Annotated in this window: 16 protein-coding genes; 15 read left to right on the top strand and 1 reads right to left on the bottom strand. The window is 67.4% G+C overall.

The annotated features are described in order from the left end of the window. The first annotated feature begins 13 nt into the window (after positions 1 to 13). The 15 genes from murC to JOF42_RS13515 all read left to right on the top strand — a co-directional run bounded on the left by murC (position 14) and on the right by JOF42_RS13515 (position 15,985). Positions 14 to 1,411, top strand: a complete 1,398-nt coding sequence (gene murC / locus JOF42_RS13585; RefSeq protein ID WP_210098321.1) for a UDP-N-acetylmuramate--L-alanine ligase — start codon at positions 14 to 16, stop codon at positions 1,409 to 1,411. 324 nt (positions 1,412 to 1,735) lie between these two features. Next, positions 1,736 to 2,362 carry a cell division protein FtsQ/DivIB gene (locus JOF42_RS13580; protein WP_307803607.1) on the top strand — a complete coding sequence of 209 codons (627 nt, stop codon included), beginning with the start codon at positions 1,736 to 1,738 and terminating at the stop codon, positions 2,360 to 2,362. 176 nt (positions 2,363 to 2,538) lie between these two features. Then, positions 2,539 to 3,693 carry a cell division protein FtsZ gene (gene ftsZ, locus JOF42_RS13575; RefSeq protein WP_210098320.1) on the top strand — a complete coding sequence of 385 codons (1,155 nt, stop codon included), beginning with the start codon at positions 2,539 to 2,541 and terminating at the stop codon, positions 3,691 to 3,693. Further along, positions 3,690 to 4,394 carry a YggS family pyridoxal phosphate-dependent enzyme gene (locus tag JOF42_RS13570; RefSeq protein WP_210098319.1) on the top strand — a complete coding sequence of 235 codons (705 nt, stop codon included), beginning with the start codon at positions 3,690 to 3,692 and terminating at the stop codon, positions 4,392 to 4,394. Before ftsZ ends, JOF42_RS13570 begins: the two co-directional genes overlap by 4 nt. Before the next feature lie 43 nt (positions 4,395 to 4,437). Then, positions 4,438 to 4,911 carry a cell division protein SepF gene (locus JOF42_RS13565; RefSeq protein ID WP_210098318.1) on the top strand — a complete coding sequence of 158 codons (474 nt, stop codon included), beginning with the start codon at positions 4,438 to 4,440 and terminating at the stop codon, positions 4,909 to 4,911. 3 nt (positions 4,912 to 4,914) lie between these two features. Continuing rightward, complete coding sequence (locus JOF42_RS13560) at positions 4,915 to 5,214, top strand: YggT family protein (protein WP_259162873.1); 300 nt, start codon at positions 4,915 to 4,917, stop codon at positions 5,212 to 5,214. A gap of 154 nt (positions 5,215 to 5,368) precedes the next feature. Continuing rightward, a complete protein-coding gene (locus tag JOF42_RS13555; protein ID WP_210098317.1) occupies positions 5,369 to 5,965 on the top strand; it encodes a DivIVA domain-containing protein in 597 nt (198 codons plus the stop codon). Between the two features lie 96 nt (positions 5,966 to 6,061). Further along, entirely contained in the window at positions 6,062 to 6,616 is a 555-nt protein-coding gene (gene lspA, locus JOF42_RS13550) for a signal peptidase II (protein ID WP_372443558.1), read from the top strand. A gap of 2 nt (positions 6,617 to 6,618) precedes the next feature. After that, on the top strand, positions 6,619 to 7,539 hold the full coding sequence (locus JOF42_RS13545; RefSeq protein ID WP_210098316.1) for an RluA family pseudouridine synthase: 921 nt from the start codon (positions 6,619 to 6,621) through the stop codon (positions 7,537 to 7,539). Positions 7,540 to 7,582: 43 nt separating this feature from the next. Continuing rightward, positions 7,583 to 8,155 (top strand): GNAT family N-acetyltransferase, encoded by a 573-nt coding sequence (locus tag JOF42_RS13540; RefSeq protein WP_210098315.1) that lies wholly within the window; start codon positions 7,583 to 7,585, stop codon positions 8,153 to 8,155. Between the two features lie 54 nt (positions 8,156 to 8,209). Next, on the top strand, positions 8,210 to 11,728 hold the full coding sequence (dnaE, locus tag JOF42_RS13535; RefSeq protein ID WP_210098314.1) for a DNA polymerase III subunit alpha: 3,519 nt from the start codon (positions 8,210 to 8,212) through the stop codon (positions 11,726 to 11,728). 113 nt (positions 11,729 to 11,841) lie between these two features. Further along, positions 11,842 to 13,164, top strand: a complete 1,323-nt coding sequence (locus tag JOF42_RS13530; protein WP_245340807.1) for a hypothetical protein — start codon at positions 11,842 to 11,844, stop codon at positions 13,162 to 13,164. Continuing rightward, positions 13,164 to 14,471 carry a histidinol dehydrogenase gene (gene hisD, locus JOF42_RS13525; protein ID WP_210099207.1) on the top strand — a complete coding sequence of 436 codons (1,308 nt, stop codon included), beginning with the start codon at positions 13,164 to 13,166 and terminating at the stop codon, positions 14,469 to 14,471. The genes JOF42_RS13530 and hisD overlap by 1 nt, the downstream gene beginning before the upstream one ends. Positions 14,472 to 14,481: 10 nt before the next feature. Next, entirely contained in the window at positions 14,482 to 14,952 is a 471-nt protein-coding gene (nrdR, locus tag JOF42_RS13520) for a transcriptional regulator NrdR (RefSeq protein ID WP_053096729.1), read from the top strand. A gap of 10 nt (positions 14,953 to 14,962) precedes the next feature. Next, a complete protein-coding gene (locus JOF42_RS13515; RefSeq protein WP_210098313.1) occupies positions 14,963 to 15,985 on the top strand; it encodes a quinone-dependent dihydroorotate dehydrogenase in 1,023 nt (340 codons plus the stop codon). 73 nt (positions 15,986 to 16,058) lie between these two features. Here JOF42_RS13515 and JOF42_RS13510 read toward each other — a convergent pair whose 3' ends face one another. Continuing rightward, positions 16,059 to 16,646 carry a DUF3043 domain-containing protein gene (locus JOF42_RS13510; protein WP_210098312.1) on the bottom strand — a complete coding sequence of 196 codons (588 nt, stop codon included), beginning with the start codon at positions 16,644 to 16,646 and terminating at the stop codon, positions 16,059 to 16,061. Positions 16,647 to 16,675: the final 29 nt, after the last annotated feature.

Genomic DNA, 16,675 nt, shown 5'->3' with positions numbered 1-16,675 from the left:
GACTGAACCCGACATGATCAGACCTGACCTCTCCCTTCCGATCCCCGAGTCGATCTCCTCCGCGCACTTCATCGGCATCGGCGGATCCGGCATGAGCGGCCTCGCGAAGATGTTCCTCGACGCCGGCATCCGAGTGTCCGGAAGCGATCGGGCAGACAGCGACAACCTGCGCGCACTCGCTGCGGCGGGAGCAACCGTGCACGTCGGACACGACGCCGCCCACCTCGGTGACGCCGACACGGTGGTGCACACCGGTGCGATCTGGCCCGAGAACCCCGAGTTCGTCACGGCGAAGGAACGGGGACTCCATGTCATCCATCGTTCGCAGGCGCTGCACTGGCTGATCGGCTCCCGCCGACTCGTCTCGGTCGCCGGCGCTCATGGCAAGACGACGTCGACCGGAATGATCGTCACCGCGCTGCAGGCGCTGGGAGCCGATCCGAACTTCGTCAACGGCGGCGTGATCGAGCAGCTCGGCGTCTCGAGCGCCACGGGCACCGGCGAGCTCTTCGTGATCGAGGCCGACGAGTCCGACGGCACGTTCCTTCTCTACGACACGGCGATCGCGCTCATCACCAATGTCGACCCCGATCACCTCGATCACTACGGGTCGGACGAGGCGTTCCACGACGCGTTCGTGCGCTTCGCCGACGCCGCCTCCGAGGCCGTCGTCATCTCGAGCGACGATCCCGGCGCGCTGCGCGTCGGAGCCGGTCTGTCGCACCCGAACGTCATCACCTTCGGCCAGGCAGAGGATGCCGACGTGCGGGTGACCGACATCGTCGCGGCCGGTCCCGTGTCGGCGACGATCAGCCGTGGCGCCGAGAGCGTGCGCCTGCAGCTCGCCGTTCCCGGTGTGCACAACGCGATCAATGCGGCCGGGGCGATCACCGTCCTGCTCTCCGTCGGCTTCGGCCTGGTCGAGTCGGCGCGCGCCGTCGAAGGATTCGCCGGAACCGTGCGTCGACTCGAGCAGCACGGCGTCGCGCGTGGAGTCACCGTGTACGACGACTACTCGCACCACCCGACCGAGGTGCGCGCCGCGCTCGAGGCGATGCGGTCGATCGCCGGCTCCGGCAGGATCATCGCGATCCAGCAGCCGCACACCTACTCGCGCACGCAGCACATGTTCCAGGAGTTCGCCGACGTCCTCGAGACGTTCGCGGATCACACGGTCGTGCTCGACGTCTACGGCGCCCGCGAGGATCCGGTTCCCGGGGTCACCGGAGAGCTCGTCAGCGGGGCCTTCCGTGATCCTTCGCACGTGCACTTCGTCGCGGACTGGCAGCAGGCCGCCGACTACACCGCGTCGGTCGCTCGGGACGGCGACTTCGTCGTCACGCTCGGGTGCGGGAACGTCTACCAGATCATCCCGCAGGTGCTCGAATCGCTGCGCACGACAGAGGTCTAGCAGATGCGACGTCCGCCTCCGCTCCCCACGCCTCCCGCGGGCGACGTGGGGGAGAGGGGCGAACCTGCGCGACGAACCGGTCGTCGGGAGAGGTCGCCGATCGGCGACGGCGGGTCAGGGGCGCCATCCGCTCCCCGCACGCCTCCCGTCGCGACGGAGGATCCCCGCGGAGAAGGGACTGATGGTGGGGAGCACCCCACGTCGACCCGCGATGTCTGGCGCGCGGCGCGCGCGAGGCGCAAGGCCCTTCGGGCCGAGATCCGGCGGTTCACCCAGCGGTCGCGTCGGCGGCGGATCGTCTGGCTCAGTGCGATCGGAGCTCTGGTGCTGCTGATCGGCGGAACCGTCGTGGCCGCGTACAGCCCGCTGTTCGCCGTCGAGAAGATCACGGTGGTCGGCGCGACCACTCTCGATCCGGCGACCGTCGAGGCGGCGCTGGCCGATCAGATCGGCACACCGCTCGCCGCCATCGATTCGAGCGAGGTCAAGGCGTCGCTGCTGGCATTCCCCCTGATCGAGACGTATGCGCTCGAAGCGAAACCGCCGCACGAGTTGACGGTACGGGTCGTCGAGCGGACCCCTGTCGGCGTCCTCCGGTCGGATGCGGGGTACACGCTCGTCGACGCTGCGGGCGTCGCTCTCGCGACCACGTCGGATCAGCCTGCCGGGCAGCCTCTGCTCGACATCGAGGGAGGCACCGACTCGGCCGCGTTCGAGAGCGCAGGCCTCGTCGTCCGGTCGGTGCCGGCCGATCTGCGCGCCGCGCTCACAGGGGTCAGCGCGACGTCCGCGGATGACGTGACGCTGACGCTGAACACCGGGCTGACCGTCGTGTGGGGCAGCGCAGAAGACTCTCCGCTGAAGGGTGAGGTGCTCGCGAAGACGCTGATCCGCAGCCCGAACGCCTCGTCGATCGACGTCACATCGCCGCATGCGGTGGTCGTCGGCTGAGGTTTCGACGGCAAACGGGCGACACGCCCGTGTCGCTGCGTGTGCGCGGGGGCGTGACGCTTACCTTCGAACAAGAGAAACCAATACCGGGAAATACTTTACACCTCTAGTTGAGGTTTAAGGTTCAACCCGCGGGATCTCGCCCAAAGACAGGCTCGACTATTCGGAGGCCGGCCATGAGCCAGAACCAGAACTACCTCGCCGTGATCAAGGTCGTCGGCGTCGGCGGTGGCGGCGTCAACGCCGTCAACCGCATGATCGATCTCGGTCTCCGCGGAGTCGAGTTCATCGCCGTGAACACCGACGCCCAGGCGCTGCTGATGAGCGACGCCGACGTGAAGCTCGATGTGGGCCGTGAGCTCACTCGCGGCCTCGGCGCAGGAGCCGATCCCGAGGTCGGTCGCCGCGCCGCCGAGGACCACGCCGAAGAGATCGAGCAGGCGCTCACCGGCGCCGACATGGTGTTCGTGACCGCAGGTGAGGGTGGCGGAACCGGAACCGGTGGAGCCCCCGTCGTCGCGCGCATCGCCAAGTCGATCGGCGCCCTGACGATCGGTGTCGTCACCAAGCCGTTCTCGTTCGAGGGCCGTCGCCGCCAGAGCCAGGCCGAAGCCGGCGTCGTGAAGCTCAAGGAAGAGGTCGACACGCTCATCGTGGTGCCGAACGACCGCCTGCTCGAGATCAGCGACCGTGGCATCTCGATGATCGAGGCCTTCGCCACCGCCGACCAGGTGCTCCTCGCCGGTGTGCAGGGCATCACCGACCTCATCACGACTCCCGGTCTCATCAACCTCGACTTCGCGGACGTCAAGTCCGTCATGCAGGGAGCCGGGTCGGCTCTCATGGGCATCGGATCCGCGCGCGGGGCCGACCGTGCGATCAAAGCCGCCGAACTGGCAGTCGAGTCTCCGTTGCTCGAGGCGAGCATCGAAGGCGCGCACGGAGTCCTGCTCTCGATCCAGGGTGGCTCGAACCTCGGGATCTTCGAGATCCACGATGCTGCGGACCTCGTCAAGGAGGCCGCACACCCCGAGGCCAACATCATCTTCGGTACGGTCATCGACGACACGCTCGGCGACGAGGTGCGCGTCACGGTGATCGCCGCGGGCTTCGACAGTGGCGAGCCCTCGCTGCGTCTCGACCCGATGGTCGTCACGCGCCCCGCCGCTGCGAGCACGCTTCCCGAGGTGACGCTGACGAACGACGACCAGAGCAAGCCCTCGACTGAGTCCGTCGAGGCGGAGAAGGCGCCTCAGCAGCGCGTCCCCGCCACGAGCATCGAGCCCGCGTTCGCGGATGACGACATCGACATCCCCGAATTCCTGAAGTGACCCTCGCGCAGGGCCGACAGGAATCGAGTCTGGCCGAGCGGCTGTCGGCGATCGACGCACGGATCGCCGACGCCGCCCGTCTGGCCGGTCGCGACCCTGCGGAGATCACCCGGATCGTGGTGACGAAGTTCCACCCGGCATCCCTCGTCCGCGACCTGCACGCCCTCGGCGTGCGAGAAGTCGGCGAGAACCGCCAGCAGGAGCTCACGTCGAAGACCGGCGAACTCGAGGACCTCGAGCTGCGCTGGCATTTCATCGGGCAGGCGCAGACCAACAAGGCGTCCGCGATCCGCCGGAGCGCGGATGCCGTGCATTCGGTCGACCGCGACAGGCTCGCGGATGCCCTGCACAGGGCCGCTGAGGGAGACGACGTCCTCGACGTCCTCGTCCAGGTGAACCTGACGGCGGATCACGGGCGTGGGGGCGTGGCTCCCGACGATGCGCGGTCGCTCGCCGAGCACATCATGTCTCTGCCGTCCCTGCGCCTTCGAGGCGTGATGGCGGTCGCTCCGCTCGACGAGGAGCCCGCATCGGCGTTCGCCCGGCTGCACGCGATCGCCGAGAGCGTGCGTGAGGTCGAGCCCGCAGCCGACTGGATCTCCGCAGGGATGACCGGCGACTTCGTCGAAGCGATCAGCGCCGGCGCGACACACCTGCGGATCGGTTCCGCAATCACGGGCCCCCGACCCGACCGGGGTTAACCTGTGAACAGACCAACCCGACTCGTTCGAACCGGAGGACACGATGGGTAACCCGCTGAAGAAGACCATGGTGTATCTCGGCCTCGCCGACGAGGAAGAGGTCTACGAGGAGCAGGCTCCCGTTCGCGCACATCGCGAGCGTGACCGCGACCGTGACCGTGAAGAGCCGGCTCCGGCCCCCGTCACCCCGCTTCGGCGCCCCGTCGCCGTGCGTCAGCCCGCAGGAGGGGCCGTGAACGAGATCCTCACCGTGCACCCGAAGCAGTACCGCGATGCTCAGCTCATCGCGGAGAGCTTCCGCGAGGGTGTGCCGGTCATCATCAACCTCTCGCAGATGAGCGACGCGGATGCTCGCCGTCTGATCGACTTCGCCTCGGGTCTCTCGCTGGGTCTGTACGGCCGCATCGAGCGCGTCACCTCGAAGGTGTTCCTGCTCTCGCCGGAGAACATCGCGGTGTCCGGCCACGGGGGAATCGCGCACGCAGACGCTGAGTCTGCGGGCTTCGACCAGTCGTAGACCGTGGGGATCGTCGTCTCCATCATCGCCAGCATCGTCCATCTGGCGCTTCTGCTGTACCTCCTGGTGCTCTTCGCACGCCTGATCCTGGGGTACATCCCGCTCTTCAACAGGGAATGGCGCCCCAAGGGGGCCGGCCTCGTCGCTGCCGAGCTCGTCTACACCATCACCGACCCACCCGTCCGGTTCTTCCGGCGGATCATCCCGCCGCTGCGGATCGGTGGGTTGTCTCTGGATTTCGGGTTCTCCATCACGATCCTGATCGTGCTCATCCTGATGAGCGTCGTCCGCAACTTCATCTGAGATCTGGCCGACTTCGGTGCCGTGGAGTGTCGCGGCGTCGCGGGTGACAGGCTCGGGGACTATGCTTGGCTCCCAGGTGCGCGCCCCGGGTTCGCGCCAGATCACGACCACGCCATTCTCGAAACTGGCAACCGAACTCATCGAAGGAGCCACCATGGCACTTACCCCGGATGACGTCGTCACCAAGCAGTTCCAGCACGTCCGCTTCAAGGACGGCTTCGACCCGGACGAGGTCGACGACTTCCTCGACGAGATCGTCATCGAGTGGCGCAAGGCCCTCGAAGAGAACGTCGAACTCAAGGCCAAGCTCGCCGCGTTCGAGTCCGGCGATGCGCCGGTCGCTCCCGCGGCTCCCGCCGCTGAGGCGCCCGCACCGGTCGTCGAGGAGGCTCCCGCCCCCGTCGAGCCCGCCCCGTCGGGTTCTGCGACCGCCACCGCAGGCATCATCGAACTCGCGCAGCGTCTGCACGACGAGCACGTCGCCGAGGGCGAGGCCAAGCGCGCTCAGCTCATCGCCGACGCCGAGGGCGAGGTCAACCGCATCCGCACCGAGGCCGAGGCCAAGCAGCGCGAGGAGTCGGCACGACTCGAGCGCGAGCGCAACACCCTCGAGGCTCGCATCACCGAACTCCGCAACTTCGAGCGCGACTACCGCTCGCAGCTGCGCGGTTACATCGAGGGTCAGCTCCGCGACCTCGACGAGAAGTCGGCGTCGACGGACTCGACCCCGGTCTCCGCGATCGGACTGTAGGTCGTCCCTTTGCCAGGACGCCCTGCCCTTCGTCGGTCGGCGGCTGGCGCGATCGTTGCGATTCTCGCAGCGCTCGTGCTGGCCGCCGATCAGTTTGTGAAGTATCTCACCACCGAGAACCTGCCTCTGCAGGAGCCCGTCCCGGTGCTCGGTGAGTTCCTTCAGCTGTACTACGTCCGCAATCCCGGCGCCGCATTCTCGCTCGGATCCGATGTCACGTGGATCTTCACGATCGCGCTTGCCGTCGTCGCCGGAGTGATCGTCTGGAAGGCCCTCGGACTCCGTTCACGGCTGTGGGCCGTCGTGCTCGGGTGCCTGCTGGGCGGAGTGCTCGGAAACCTCACGGATCGTCTCTTCCGCGACCCCGGCTTCCCCATGGGTCACGTCGTCGACATGATCTCGATGCCCTGGATGATGCCGGCGATCTTCAACGTGGCAGACATCTTCATCGTCACCGGGATGATCTCGGTGGCGCTGCTCGTCGTGTTCGGGCTGCGATTCGACGGCACGCGCGAGCGCGATCATGCTCCCGTGGAGACCGATGAGGAAGCCGAGGCCGCTGCCGTGGCCGAAGACGCAGAGTCGGAATCGGCTTCGGGCAGCGGAGAGGCATCCCCGGATGCCTCTGCCGCAGCGTCCGAGGGTCGCTGAGCGTGGAGTTCCGTTCCCTGCCCGTCCCGGACGGGTTGGAGGGCACTCGCGTCGACGCGGCTCTCGCCAAGATGCTCGGCTTCTCGCGGACGTTCGCGGCTGATGTCGCGGCCGCCGGAGGGGTGCGTCTCGACGGAGTGACCCTCGACAAGTCCGATCGCCTGAGAGGCGGTGGATGGCTCGAGGTGGAGTGGCAGCCGAAAGAGGAGCCGCGAATCATTCCGATCGCCGTTCCCGAGCTCGGGATCGTCTACGACGATGACGACATCGTCGTCGTCGACAAGCCGACAGGAGTCGCCGCGCACCCGTCGCTCGGCTGGGAGGGCCCCACGGTCGTGGGTGCGCTCGCAGCGGCCGGGTTCCGCGTGGCGACCAGCGGTGCGCCGGAGCGCCAGGGGGTCGTGCATCGTCTCGATGTGGGCACGAGCGGGCTCATGGTCGTCGCCAAGAGCGAGTCGGCGTACACGGCGCTCAAGCACGCGTTCAAGGAGCGCACGGTCGAGAAGATCTACCACGCGGTCGTCCAGGGGCACCCGGACCCGTTGACGGGGACCATCGACGCGCCGATCGGTCGGCATCCGAACCACTCGTGGAAGTTCGCAGTCGTCCCCGACGGTAAACCGTCGGTCACGCACTACGAGACGCTCGAGGCTTTCCCCGGAGCCTCGCTGCTCGAGATCCATCTCGAGACCGGTCGCACACACCAGATCCGCGTGCACATGGCGGCACTCCGTCATCCGTGCGCCGGGGACCCGCTCTACGGCGCGGACCCCACACTGTCGGCGAAGCTCGGTCTCACCCGCCAGTGGCTGCATGCGCACAAGCTTGCGTTCTCGCACCCGGCGACGGGGGAGTGGGTGCAGTTCGAGTCTGCCTATCCGGCCGACTTCGAGCACGCTCTGGAGATCCTGCGCGGGGAGTGAATCGGCAGGACCCGATGTCCGCGGTGTGGGTCAGACTGAACCCATGAGCATCGAGGTGCGACCTGCGACCGAGTTCGACGACGTGGCCGCGCTCGTCGGCCCGAAGAAGCCGACGTCGAACGTGTGCTTCTGCCTGAGCTATCGGATCGGCAGCAAGGAGAACGACGAGCTGCGCGGGTCCCAGCGGGCCGACCGAGTGCGCGAGCTCTGCCACCAGGATCCTCCGCCGGGCGTGATCGCCTATCTCGACGACGAACCCGTGGGATGGGCGGCGGTGCATCCGAGGAGCGAGACGAGTTTCGCCCGCAACCGGCTGATCCCGCACATCGACGACCTCGACGTCTGGTCGCTGTGGTGCATCCGCATTCGGCCGGGCTTCCGGAAGCAGGGGATCTCGCATGCGCTGATCGACGGCGCCGTCGCGCACGCGAAGAAGCGCGGGGCGCCTGCGATCGAGGGGTACCCGGTCGACAATCGCGGCGAGAAGGTGAACCTCACGATGGCGTACGTCGGCACCAGGCGTCTGTTCGAGAAGGCAGGATTCGAGAAGGCTGCCGTGACGGGGTCCATTCTCGACGGGTTCCCCCGTGTGCTGATGCGCCTCGATCTGCGATGACTCGGGGGCCCGACCCGACCTGCGATGTCGGAAGCCGAAAGTAGAATCGAACTCATGGCATCCGACTCCTTCGTCCACCTGCACGTGCACAGCGAGTACTCGATGCTCGACGGGGCGGCGAAGATCGCGGCCATGACCCAGGCCGCCGCCGACTACGACATGCCGGCGATCGCGGTGACCGATCACGGCAACACGTTCGCGGCTTTCGAGTTCTACAAGGCGGCGAACGCCGCGGGGGTCAAGCCGATCATCGGGCTCGAGGCGTACGTTACCCCTGGTACCCATCGCAGCGACAAGTCGCGAGTGCAGTGGGGTTCTCCCGATCAGAAGAGCGACGACGTGTCGGGCTCGGGCGCGTACACCCACATGACGATGTGGAGCGAGAGCACGCAGGGGATGCACAACCTGTTCCGGCTCAGCTCTCTGTCGAGCATGGAGGGCTACTACTTCAAGCCCCGCATGGACCGCGAGCTCCTGCAGACCTACGGCAAGGGGCTCATCGCCACCACCGGATGCCCGTCCGGCGAGATCCAGACGCGTCTACGTCTCGGTCAGTACGACGCGGCACGCGCGGCGGCCGCGGAGTTCCAGGACCTGTTCGGCAAGGAGAACTACTTCGCCGAGATCATGGACCACGGCCTCTCCATCGAGCGTCGGGTCATGACCGATCTGATCCGCCTCGCCAAAGACCTGAACATCCCGCTCGTCGGCACCAACGACTCGCACTACACGCACCAGCACGAGGCCGATGCTCACGAGGCCCTGCTGTGCGTGCAGTCCGGCTCGACCCTCGACGACCCGAACCGCTTCAAGTTCGACGGCGACGGGTACTACATCAAGACGGCCGCCGAGATGCGGCAGCTGTTCCGCGACCACCCCGAGGCGTGCGACAACACGCTGCTCATCGCCGAGCGATGCGAGGTCGAGTTCAACACCGCGGCGAACTACATGCCGCGCTTCCCCGTGCCCGACGGTGAGACCGAGGACAGCTGGCTCATCAAGGAGGTCGAGGCGGGTCTGCACTACCGCTACCCCGGCGGCATCCCCGACAAGGTGCGCAAGCAGGCCGAGTACGAGACCGGGATCATCCTGCAGATGGGGTTCCCCGGCTACTTCCTCGTCGTCGCCGACTTCATCAACTGGGCCAAGGACAACGGCATCCGCGTCGGTCCCGGGCGTGGGTCCGGTGCCGGATCGATGGTCGCCTACGCCATGAAGATCACCGACCTCGACCCCCTCGAGCACGGCCTCATCTTCGAGCGGTTCCTCAACCCCGATCGCGTCTCGATGCCCGACTTCGACGTCGACTTCGATGACCGTCGCCGTGGCGAGGTCATCGAGTACGTGACCAGGAAGTACGGGTCCGAGCGCGTCGCACAGATCGTCACCTACGGCACGATCAAGTCGAAGCAGGCGCTGAAGGATGCAGGGCGAGTGCTCGGCTTCCCGTTCAGCATGGGCGAGCGACTCACCAAGGCGATGCCGCCGCCCGTCATGGGCAAGGACATGCCGCTCGACGGCATGTTCGACTCCGCCCACCCCCGCTTCAAGGAGGCGAGCGAGTTCCGTGCGCTGATCGAGACCGACCCCGAGGCGAAGACGGTCTTCGACCGCGCTCTCGGTCTCGAAGGCCTGAAGCGTCAGTGGGGCGTTCACGCCGCCGGCGTGATCATGTCGTCCGAGCCGCTGATCGACATCATCCCGATCATGCGCCGCGAGCAGGACGGGCAGATCGTCACGCAGTTCGACTACCCGTCGTGCGAGTCTCTCGGTCTGATCAAGATGGACTTCCTGGGGCTGCGAAACCTCACGATCATCTCCGACGCGCTCGACAACATCCGCACGAACCGGGGAGAGGAGCTCGATCTCGAGCATCTCGAGCTCGACGACCGCGGCGCGTACGAGCTGCTCGGGCGGGGTGAGTCGCTCGGGGTGTTCCAGCTCGACGGCGGCCCGATGCGAGCACTCATGCGTCTCATGCGCCCGGACAACTTCGGCGACATCTCGGCGCTCATCGCGCTGTACCGACCCGGCCCCATGGGTGCGAACTCTCACACGAACTACGCGCTGCGCAAGAACGGGCAGCAGCCGATCACACCGATCCACCCGGAGTTCACCGATTCGCTCGCCGACATCCTCGACGAGTCTTACGGCCTGATCATCTATCAGGAGCAGGTCATGGCCATCGCCCAGCGCGTGGCCGGATTCTCGCTCGGTCAGGCGGACATCCTCCGCCGAGCGATGGGTAAGAAGAAGAAGTCCGAGCTCGACAAGCAGTTCGAGGGCTTCCAAGCGGGTATGCACGCGAACGGCTACTCCGACGGCGCCGTCAACGCGATCTGGGAGATCCTGCTCCCGTTCTCGGACTACGCGTTCAACAAAGCGCACTCTGCCGCGTACGGCGTCGTGTCGTACTGGACCGCGTACCTCAAAGCCCACTATCCGGCCGAGTACATGGCCGCCCTGCTCACCAGTGTCGGCGACTCGAAAGACAAGATGGCGCTGTACCTGAACGAGTGCCGCCGCATGGGCATCAAGGTGCTGCCGCCCGACGTCTCCGAGTCGATCAAGTACTTCGCGGCCGTCGGCGACGACATCCGCTTCGGACTCGGTGCCGTCCGCAACGTCGGCAGCAACGTGGTCGAAGGAATCATCGCGGCGCGCAAGGACGAGCGATTCACCTCCTTCCATCACTTCCTCGACAAGGTGCCGCTGCACGTGTCGAACAAGCGCACGGTCGAGTCGCTCATCAAGGCCGGCGCGTTCGACTCGATGGGGGACTCCCGTCGAGCGCTGCTGGAAGTACATGAGGACGCTGTCGAGGCAGCTGTCGATCGCAAGCGGAACGAGGCGCAGGGCGCGATCGGCTTCGACTTCGACAGCCTGTACGACGACATGGAGGAGGCGGCGCCTGCGAAGGTGCCGGCGCGCCCCGAGTGGACCAAGAAGGACAAGCTCGCCTTCGAGCGCGAGATGCTCGGGCTCTACGTCTCGGACCACCCTCTCGCCGGCCTCGAGGTGCCGCTGGCGAAGCACGCATCGATCTCGATCCACAACCTCATCAACTCCGATGACATGCAGGACGGCGACCAGGTCACGGTTGCCGGTCTCGTGACGAGTGTTCAGCATCGTGTCGCGAAGGCCAGCGGAAACCCGTACGGCATGATCACGGTCGAGGACTTCAACGGTGAGGTGACGGTCATGTTCATGGGCAAGACCTACACCGAGTTCCAGCACATCCTGCAGCAGGACTCGATCCTGGCCGTGCGCGGTCGAGTGTCGAAGCGAGATGACGGACTCAATCTCCATGCGCAGTCAGCGTTCGCCCCCGACGTCGGTTCCTTCGATGCCGCGGGCCCGCTCGCACTCGTGCTCGCCGAGCAGAGAGCGACCGAGAAGGTCATGAACGAGCTCGCCGAGGTGTTGCGTCGTCACAACGGAGACACCGAGGTGGTGCTGCGGGTGCACCGAGGCGGTACGGCGAAGGTGTTCGACGTACCGATGCCCGTGAAGGTCTCCGCCGATCTCTTCGGCGATCTCAAGTCGCTCCTCGGTCCGAGCTGCCTCGGCTGACGATCGTCGTACACGAGTCGCCCGATGACGTCCTCTCGGACGCACCGGGTAGGATCATGACCCGTTCGGGTGCAGTGCGTCAGAAGCTCTGCACCGTGGCGAAAGGACCCCCCATGAGCACGGAATCCCCCTTCCTGAACAGCGACGCCTCGTCTGCGGATGACACGTCCCCGGACTCGGAGTCCTCTGTCGACGAGGTCTTCTCCGACGACGACGGCGTCCTGTATGACGACGAGGTGACGCCGGAGTTCGGCATCCTCGGGTTCACCCTGCGAGAGCTCCTCATCGTGGGTGTCTGGCTCGTCGCTTTCGTCGCCTCGTTCTTCCCGTATGTCGGCGACACCTCGATCTGGGGCACCGGCATCCAGTGGGTGCTGCCGATCGGTGTGCCGACCGTCGCGGTCTTCCTGGTGGTGCTTCGTCGTTTCTCCCCGGAGGGGATCCGCCGGGTGGGTTCCCTGGGTATCGACCAGTTCGCCTCCGTCGCCTTCTCCGTCGCTGCCGTGTTCTGGCTCGGGGCTCTCTGGAGCGCCGTCGTGTTCGCGATCGACTTCGGCACGTTCGGTCTGTACTGGAACGGGATCGTCCAGCTCATCGCATCGCTCGCGCTCGTCGTTCTCACGGTCTTCGCGCCCCTGATCCCGGGGGTCAAGGAGGACTTCCACGGGCGACTCGTCACCCTCGCGCACCGCAACGCGAACCCCGTGCGTCCGGTCATCGCCCGTCCGCGCCCGGAGCCGGCCACGGATGCCGTCGCGACTCCCGCCGCCGGCTCAGACGACTCCGCCGAGCCCACGCAGGACGAGCCTGCACAGGACGAACTCACGCAGAATGAGCCTGCGCAGACGGCGCAGCAGGCGCCTGCCCCGTACGTCGAATCGACGCCGCACACGACGACGCAGGCCTACCCCGCTGAGGGGCTCGATGTGGAGCTGTCAGGACAGCACGCCACCGACGAGGTGGCTCGCCTCGATCTGGCCGAGCAGGTTCCGCTCGTCGCGCACGCGTCCGGTGGTGGCACGGGCACCGAGCAGCCGGCATCCGACGAGGACTACGCTCCGACGTACTCGCGCAGCACCTGGGGTCAGGAGCCCGAGATCGTCTCCGACACGGGCAGCATCGAGTCGCTCCTCGGTGCGACCGCGCAGGATGTCTCCGCTCCCGAGACCAGGGCGTTCGCCGCCGTCGACGCCGACGCGGATGACGATTCCCACGAGACGGCCGCGCACGACGCGGGTCTGTCGGCCGGGCAGCCGTTCTGGATCCTCGCGCCGACCGAGCGCGACGTGCACGACGAGCGCGGCGAGGCGATCTTCCAGGTCGGGCCCAGCGCCTGGGCTCTCGTCATCGAAGATCGTGGCGGCGCGTATGTCGTCCGACACGATGACGGTCGAATCGGCTACCTGCACGACATCGCAGACATCACGAAGGGCTGATCTTGCGCACGATCGATCTGCGGGGGCGCGAGCTCTCGCCCGCCGACATGCTCGCGGCAGTGCCGCGGGCCACTCAGGCACGCGCCGAGGCCCTCGACACCGCGGCACGAATCGTCGAGGACGTCCGTGACCGCGGCGAAGAGGCGCTGCGTGAGCAGGCCGAGCGCTTCGACCACGTCTCCGGACATGACCTCCGAGTGCCGGCAGGGCACATCGCCGAGGCCCTCGAGGTGCTGCACCCCGACGTGCGGGTCGCTCTCGAAGAAGCGATCCGTCGAGTGCGCATCGCTTCGGCCGCGCAGGTGCCGGAACCGAGCGTCACCGAGATCGGCCCGGGGGCGACGATCCGGCAGCGTTGGCAGCCCGTGCACCGCGCGGGTGTCTACATCCCCGGGGGCAAGGCCGTCTACCCGTCGAGCGTCATCATGAACGTCGTCCCGGCACAGGTCGCGGGAGTCGAGCAGATCGCCCTCGCATCTCCTCCGCAGCACGACCAGGGCGGACGCGTCCACCCGACGATCCTGGCTGCGGCCGGTCTCCTCGGCATCACCGAGGTGTACGCGATGGGCGGCGCAGGGGCCATCGGGGCCTTCGCGCACGGCGTCGCCGACATCGGCCTGGATCCCGTGGATGTGCTGTCGGGGCCGGGGAACAACTACGTCGCCTCGGCGAAGAGAGCGGTGGCCGGAGTCGTCGGTACGGACTCGGAGGCGGGCGCCACAGAGATCCTCGTCGTCGCGGACTCGACGGCGGATGCGCGTCTGGTCGCCGCCGACCTCGTCAGCCAGGCGGAGCACGACGAGCAGGCGTCCGCCGTCCTCGTCACCGATTCCGAGGATCTCGCGGACCGCGTGGCAGCCGAGGTCGCACGGCAGGCGTCGTCCACCCGTCACGCCGTTCGCGTCGAGGCCGCTCTGGGCGGCCCGCAGTCCGCGATCGTTCTCGTCGACGACCGCGCGATGGCGACCGCGTTCAGCAACGCGTATGCACCGGAGCACCTGGAGCTGCACCTCGAGGATGCGGAGTCGGCCGCGGAGTCCTTCACCAGCGCGGGCGCCGTGTTCGTGGGCGATCACACGCCCGTGAGCCTCGGGGACTACATGGCGGGAAGCAATCACGTTCTGCCCACCGGGGGACAGGCGCGCTATGCGCCCGGCCTCGGTGCGTACACCTTCCTGCGCCCCCAGCAGGTGATCTCGTATGATCGCGCCGCCCTCGCCGAAGTCCGTGCAGGAGTCGTCGCGCTCGCCAACACCGAGGTGCTTCCCGCGCACGGTGAGGCGATCGAGGCTCGATTCACGGCGTAGGATCGGTCAGATGCACTGCCCCTTCTGCCGTCATTCGGACTCTCGGGTCATCGATTCCCGCACCAGCGACGACGGCCTGTCGATCCGCAGGCGACGACAGTGTCCCGAGTGCGGTGGTCGGTTCACGACGACCGAGACCGCGAGCCTCAACGTCATCAAGCGGTCAGGCGTGATGGAGCCGTTCAGTCGAGAGAAGGTCATCTCAGGCGTGCGCAAGGCCTGCCAGGGCCGCCCCGTCACCGAAGCAGATCTCGCCGTCCTCGCCCAGCGCGTCGAGGAGGCGGTGCGGCAGACAGGCGTCTCGCAGCTCGACACGAACGAGATCGGGCTCGCGATCCTCGGCCCGCTCCGCGATCTCGACGAGGTCGCCTACCTGCGGTTCGCCAGTGTGTATCAGGCCTTCGATTCCCTCGAGGACTTCGAGAGCGCGATCACCGATCTCCGCGCCGACCACGTGAAGCCGGAGCCCGCCGACCGGTAATCTGGCAGGGATGTATCCGCTGCTCTTTCGCGCTGTCCTGTCGCGCTTCGACCCCGAGTTCGCCCATCATGCCGGGATGGCGGTGATCCGCGTCCTCGGAGCGCCCCCGTTCTCCTGGGCGACACGCGCGCTCACGAAGCCTGATCCGTCGCTGCGCGTGGAAGCGCTCGGCGTGACCTTCTCCTCGCCGTTCGGCATCGCCGCGGGGTTCGACAAGAACGCCGTCGGTGTGCGCGGGCTCGCCGCCCTCGGTTTCGGACACGTCGAGGTCGGAACCGTCACGGCGGTCCCGCAGGAGGGCAACCCCAAGCCGCGGCTCTTCCGTCTGATCGCCGACCGCGCGGTCATCAACCGCATGGGCTTCAACAACGAAGGTGCGGATGCTGCGGCGAAGCGACTCGCGAAGCTGCGTCGAGGGGCCCCTGACACGGTGATCGGGGTGAACATCGGCAAGAGCCGCGTCGTCGACGTCGAGAACGCGACGGCCGACTACGTGGCGTCGGCAACCAGACTCGCACCGCTCGCCGACTACCTGGCGGTGAACGTCTCCTCCCCGAACACGCCCGGGCTCCGCGGCCTCCAGGCCGTGGAGACACTGGCGCCGCTGCTGCGGGCCGTGCGGGCCGCATCGGGGACGACACCGCTGCTCGTCAAGATCGCCCCCGATCTCCCGGACGAGGAGATCACCGCCATCGCGGAGCTCGCAGTGGCCGAGGGGCTTGCGGGGATCATCGCGCACAACACGACGATCAGCCGAGAGGGCCTCACCACGGACGCCGTGACAGTCGAGGAGGCGGGGGCAGGCGGACTGTCCGGTGCCCCGCTCAAGGAGCGCTCGATGCAGGTGCTCCGTCTCGTGCGCACCGCAGTGCCCGCGGACTTCTGCGTGATCGCGGTCGGAGGAGTGGAGACGCCCGCCGACGTCCAGGAGAGACTCGCGGCAGGGGCGACCCTGGTGCAGGGGTACACGGCCTTCCTCTATCGCGGCCCGTTCTGGGGTCGTGAGATCAACCGGGGTCTTGTCGGCCGCTGACATCGACCGCATACGCAGAAGAGGCGTCTCGAGCTCATCGGAGCTGGAGACGCCTCTTGCGTGAGTCGAGTCGTCAGGCGGGGTAGTCGCCGCGCTTGACCTGAGCCTTGGGCAGGCGCATGAAGCGCATCTGCAGGGAACGCATCGCGGCGTACCAGCCGAGGCCGCGCTCCATGCGCTCCTGGCCGAACTTCGCCGCGACCTTGCGCTTCACGCGGAAGCCGAGGAGCACCATGCCGCCGATCGCGAGGATGAGGTACGCCATCATGACCAGGTACGCCCAGCCGGCGATCGCGAATCCGCCGATCGCGAGGTTGGCGGGGAGCAGCGAGATGAGGATCACGAGCACCATGACACCCATCACGAACTCTGCCGGGTGCCAGCCCGCATCCACGTAGTCGCGCACCCAGCGGCGCTGCGGACCCTTGTCGCGGGCCGGGAGGTACTTCTCCTCACCGGCAGCCAGACCGGCCTGCGCGCGGTTGCGGCGCTCGTTGAGCTCGGCGCGCGCGGCGGCCTTGGCCTCCTTGGTGTTCGCGACCAGGGGGCGTCGGCGCGCGGCCTCCTGTTCAGCCCGGGTCGGCGTCGCGCGTCCCTTGCCCGAGGCCGGAGTCTCGGAGGGGTCGTCGTTCGTCGGAGGGGAGACAGGGGAAGTGGCCACGAGGTTCCTCGGTTCGATGAAAAGCGGAT

Source organism: Microbacterium phyllosphaerae (genome assembly GCF_017876435.1).
Classification (GTDB): domain Bacteria; phylum Actinomycetota; class Actinomycetes; order Actinomycetales; family Microbacteriaceae; genus Microbacterium; species Microbacterium phyllosphaerae.
Note: the sequence above shows the minus strand (reverse complement) of the source record. Positions and strands in the feature narration are given on the sequence as shown.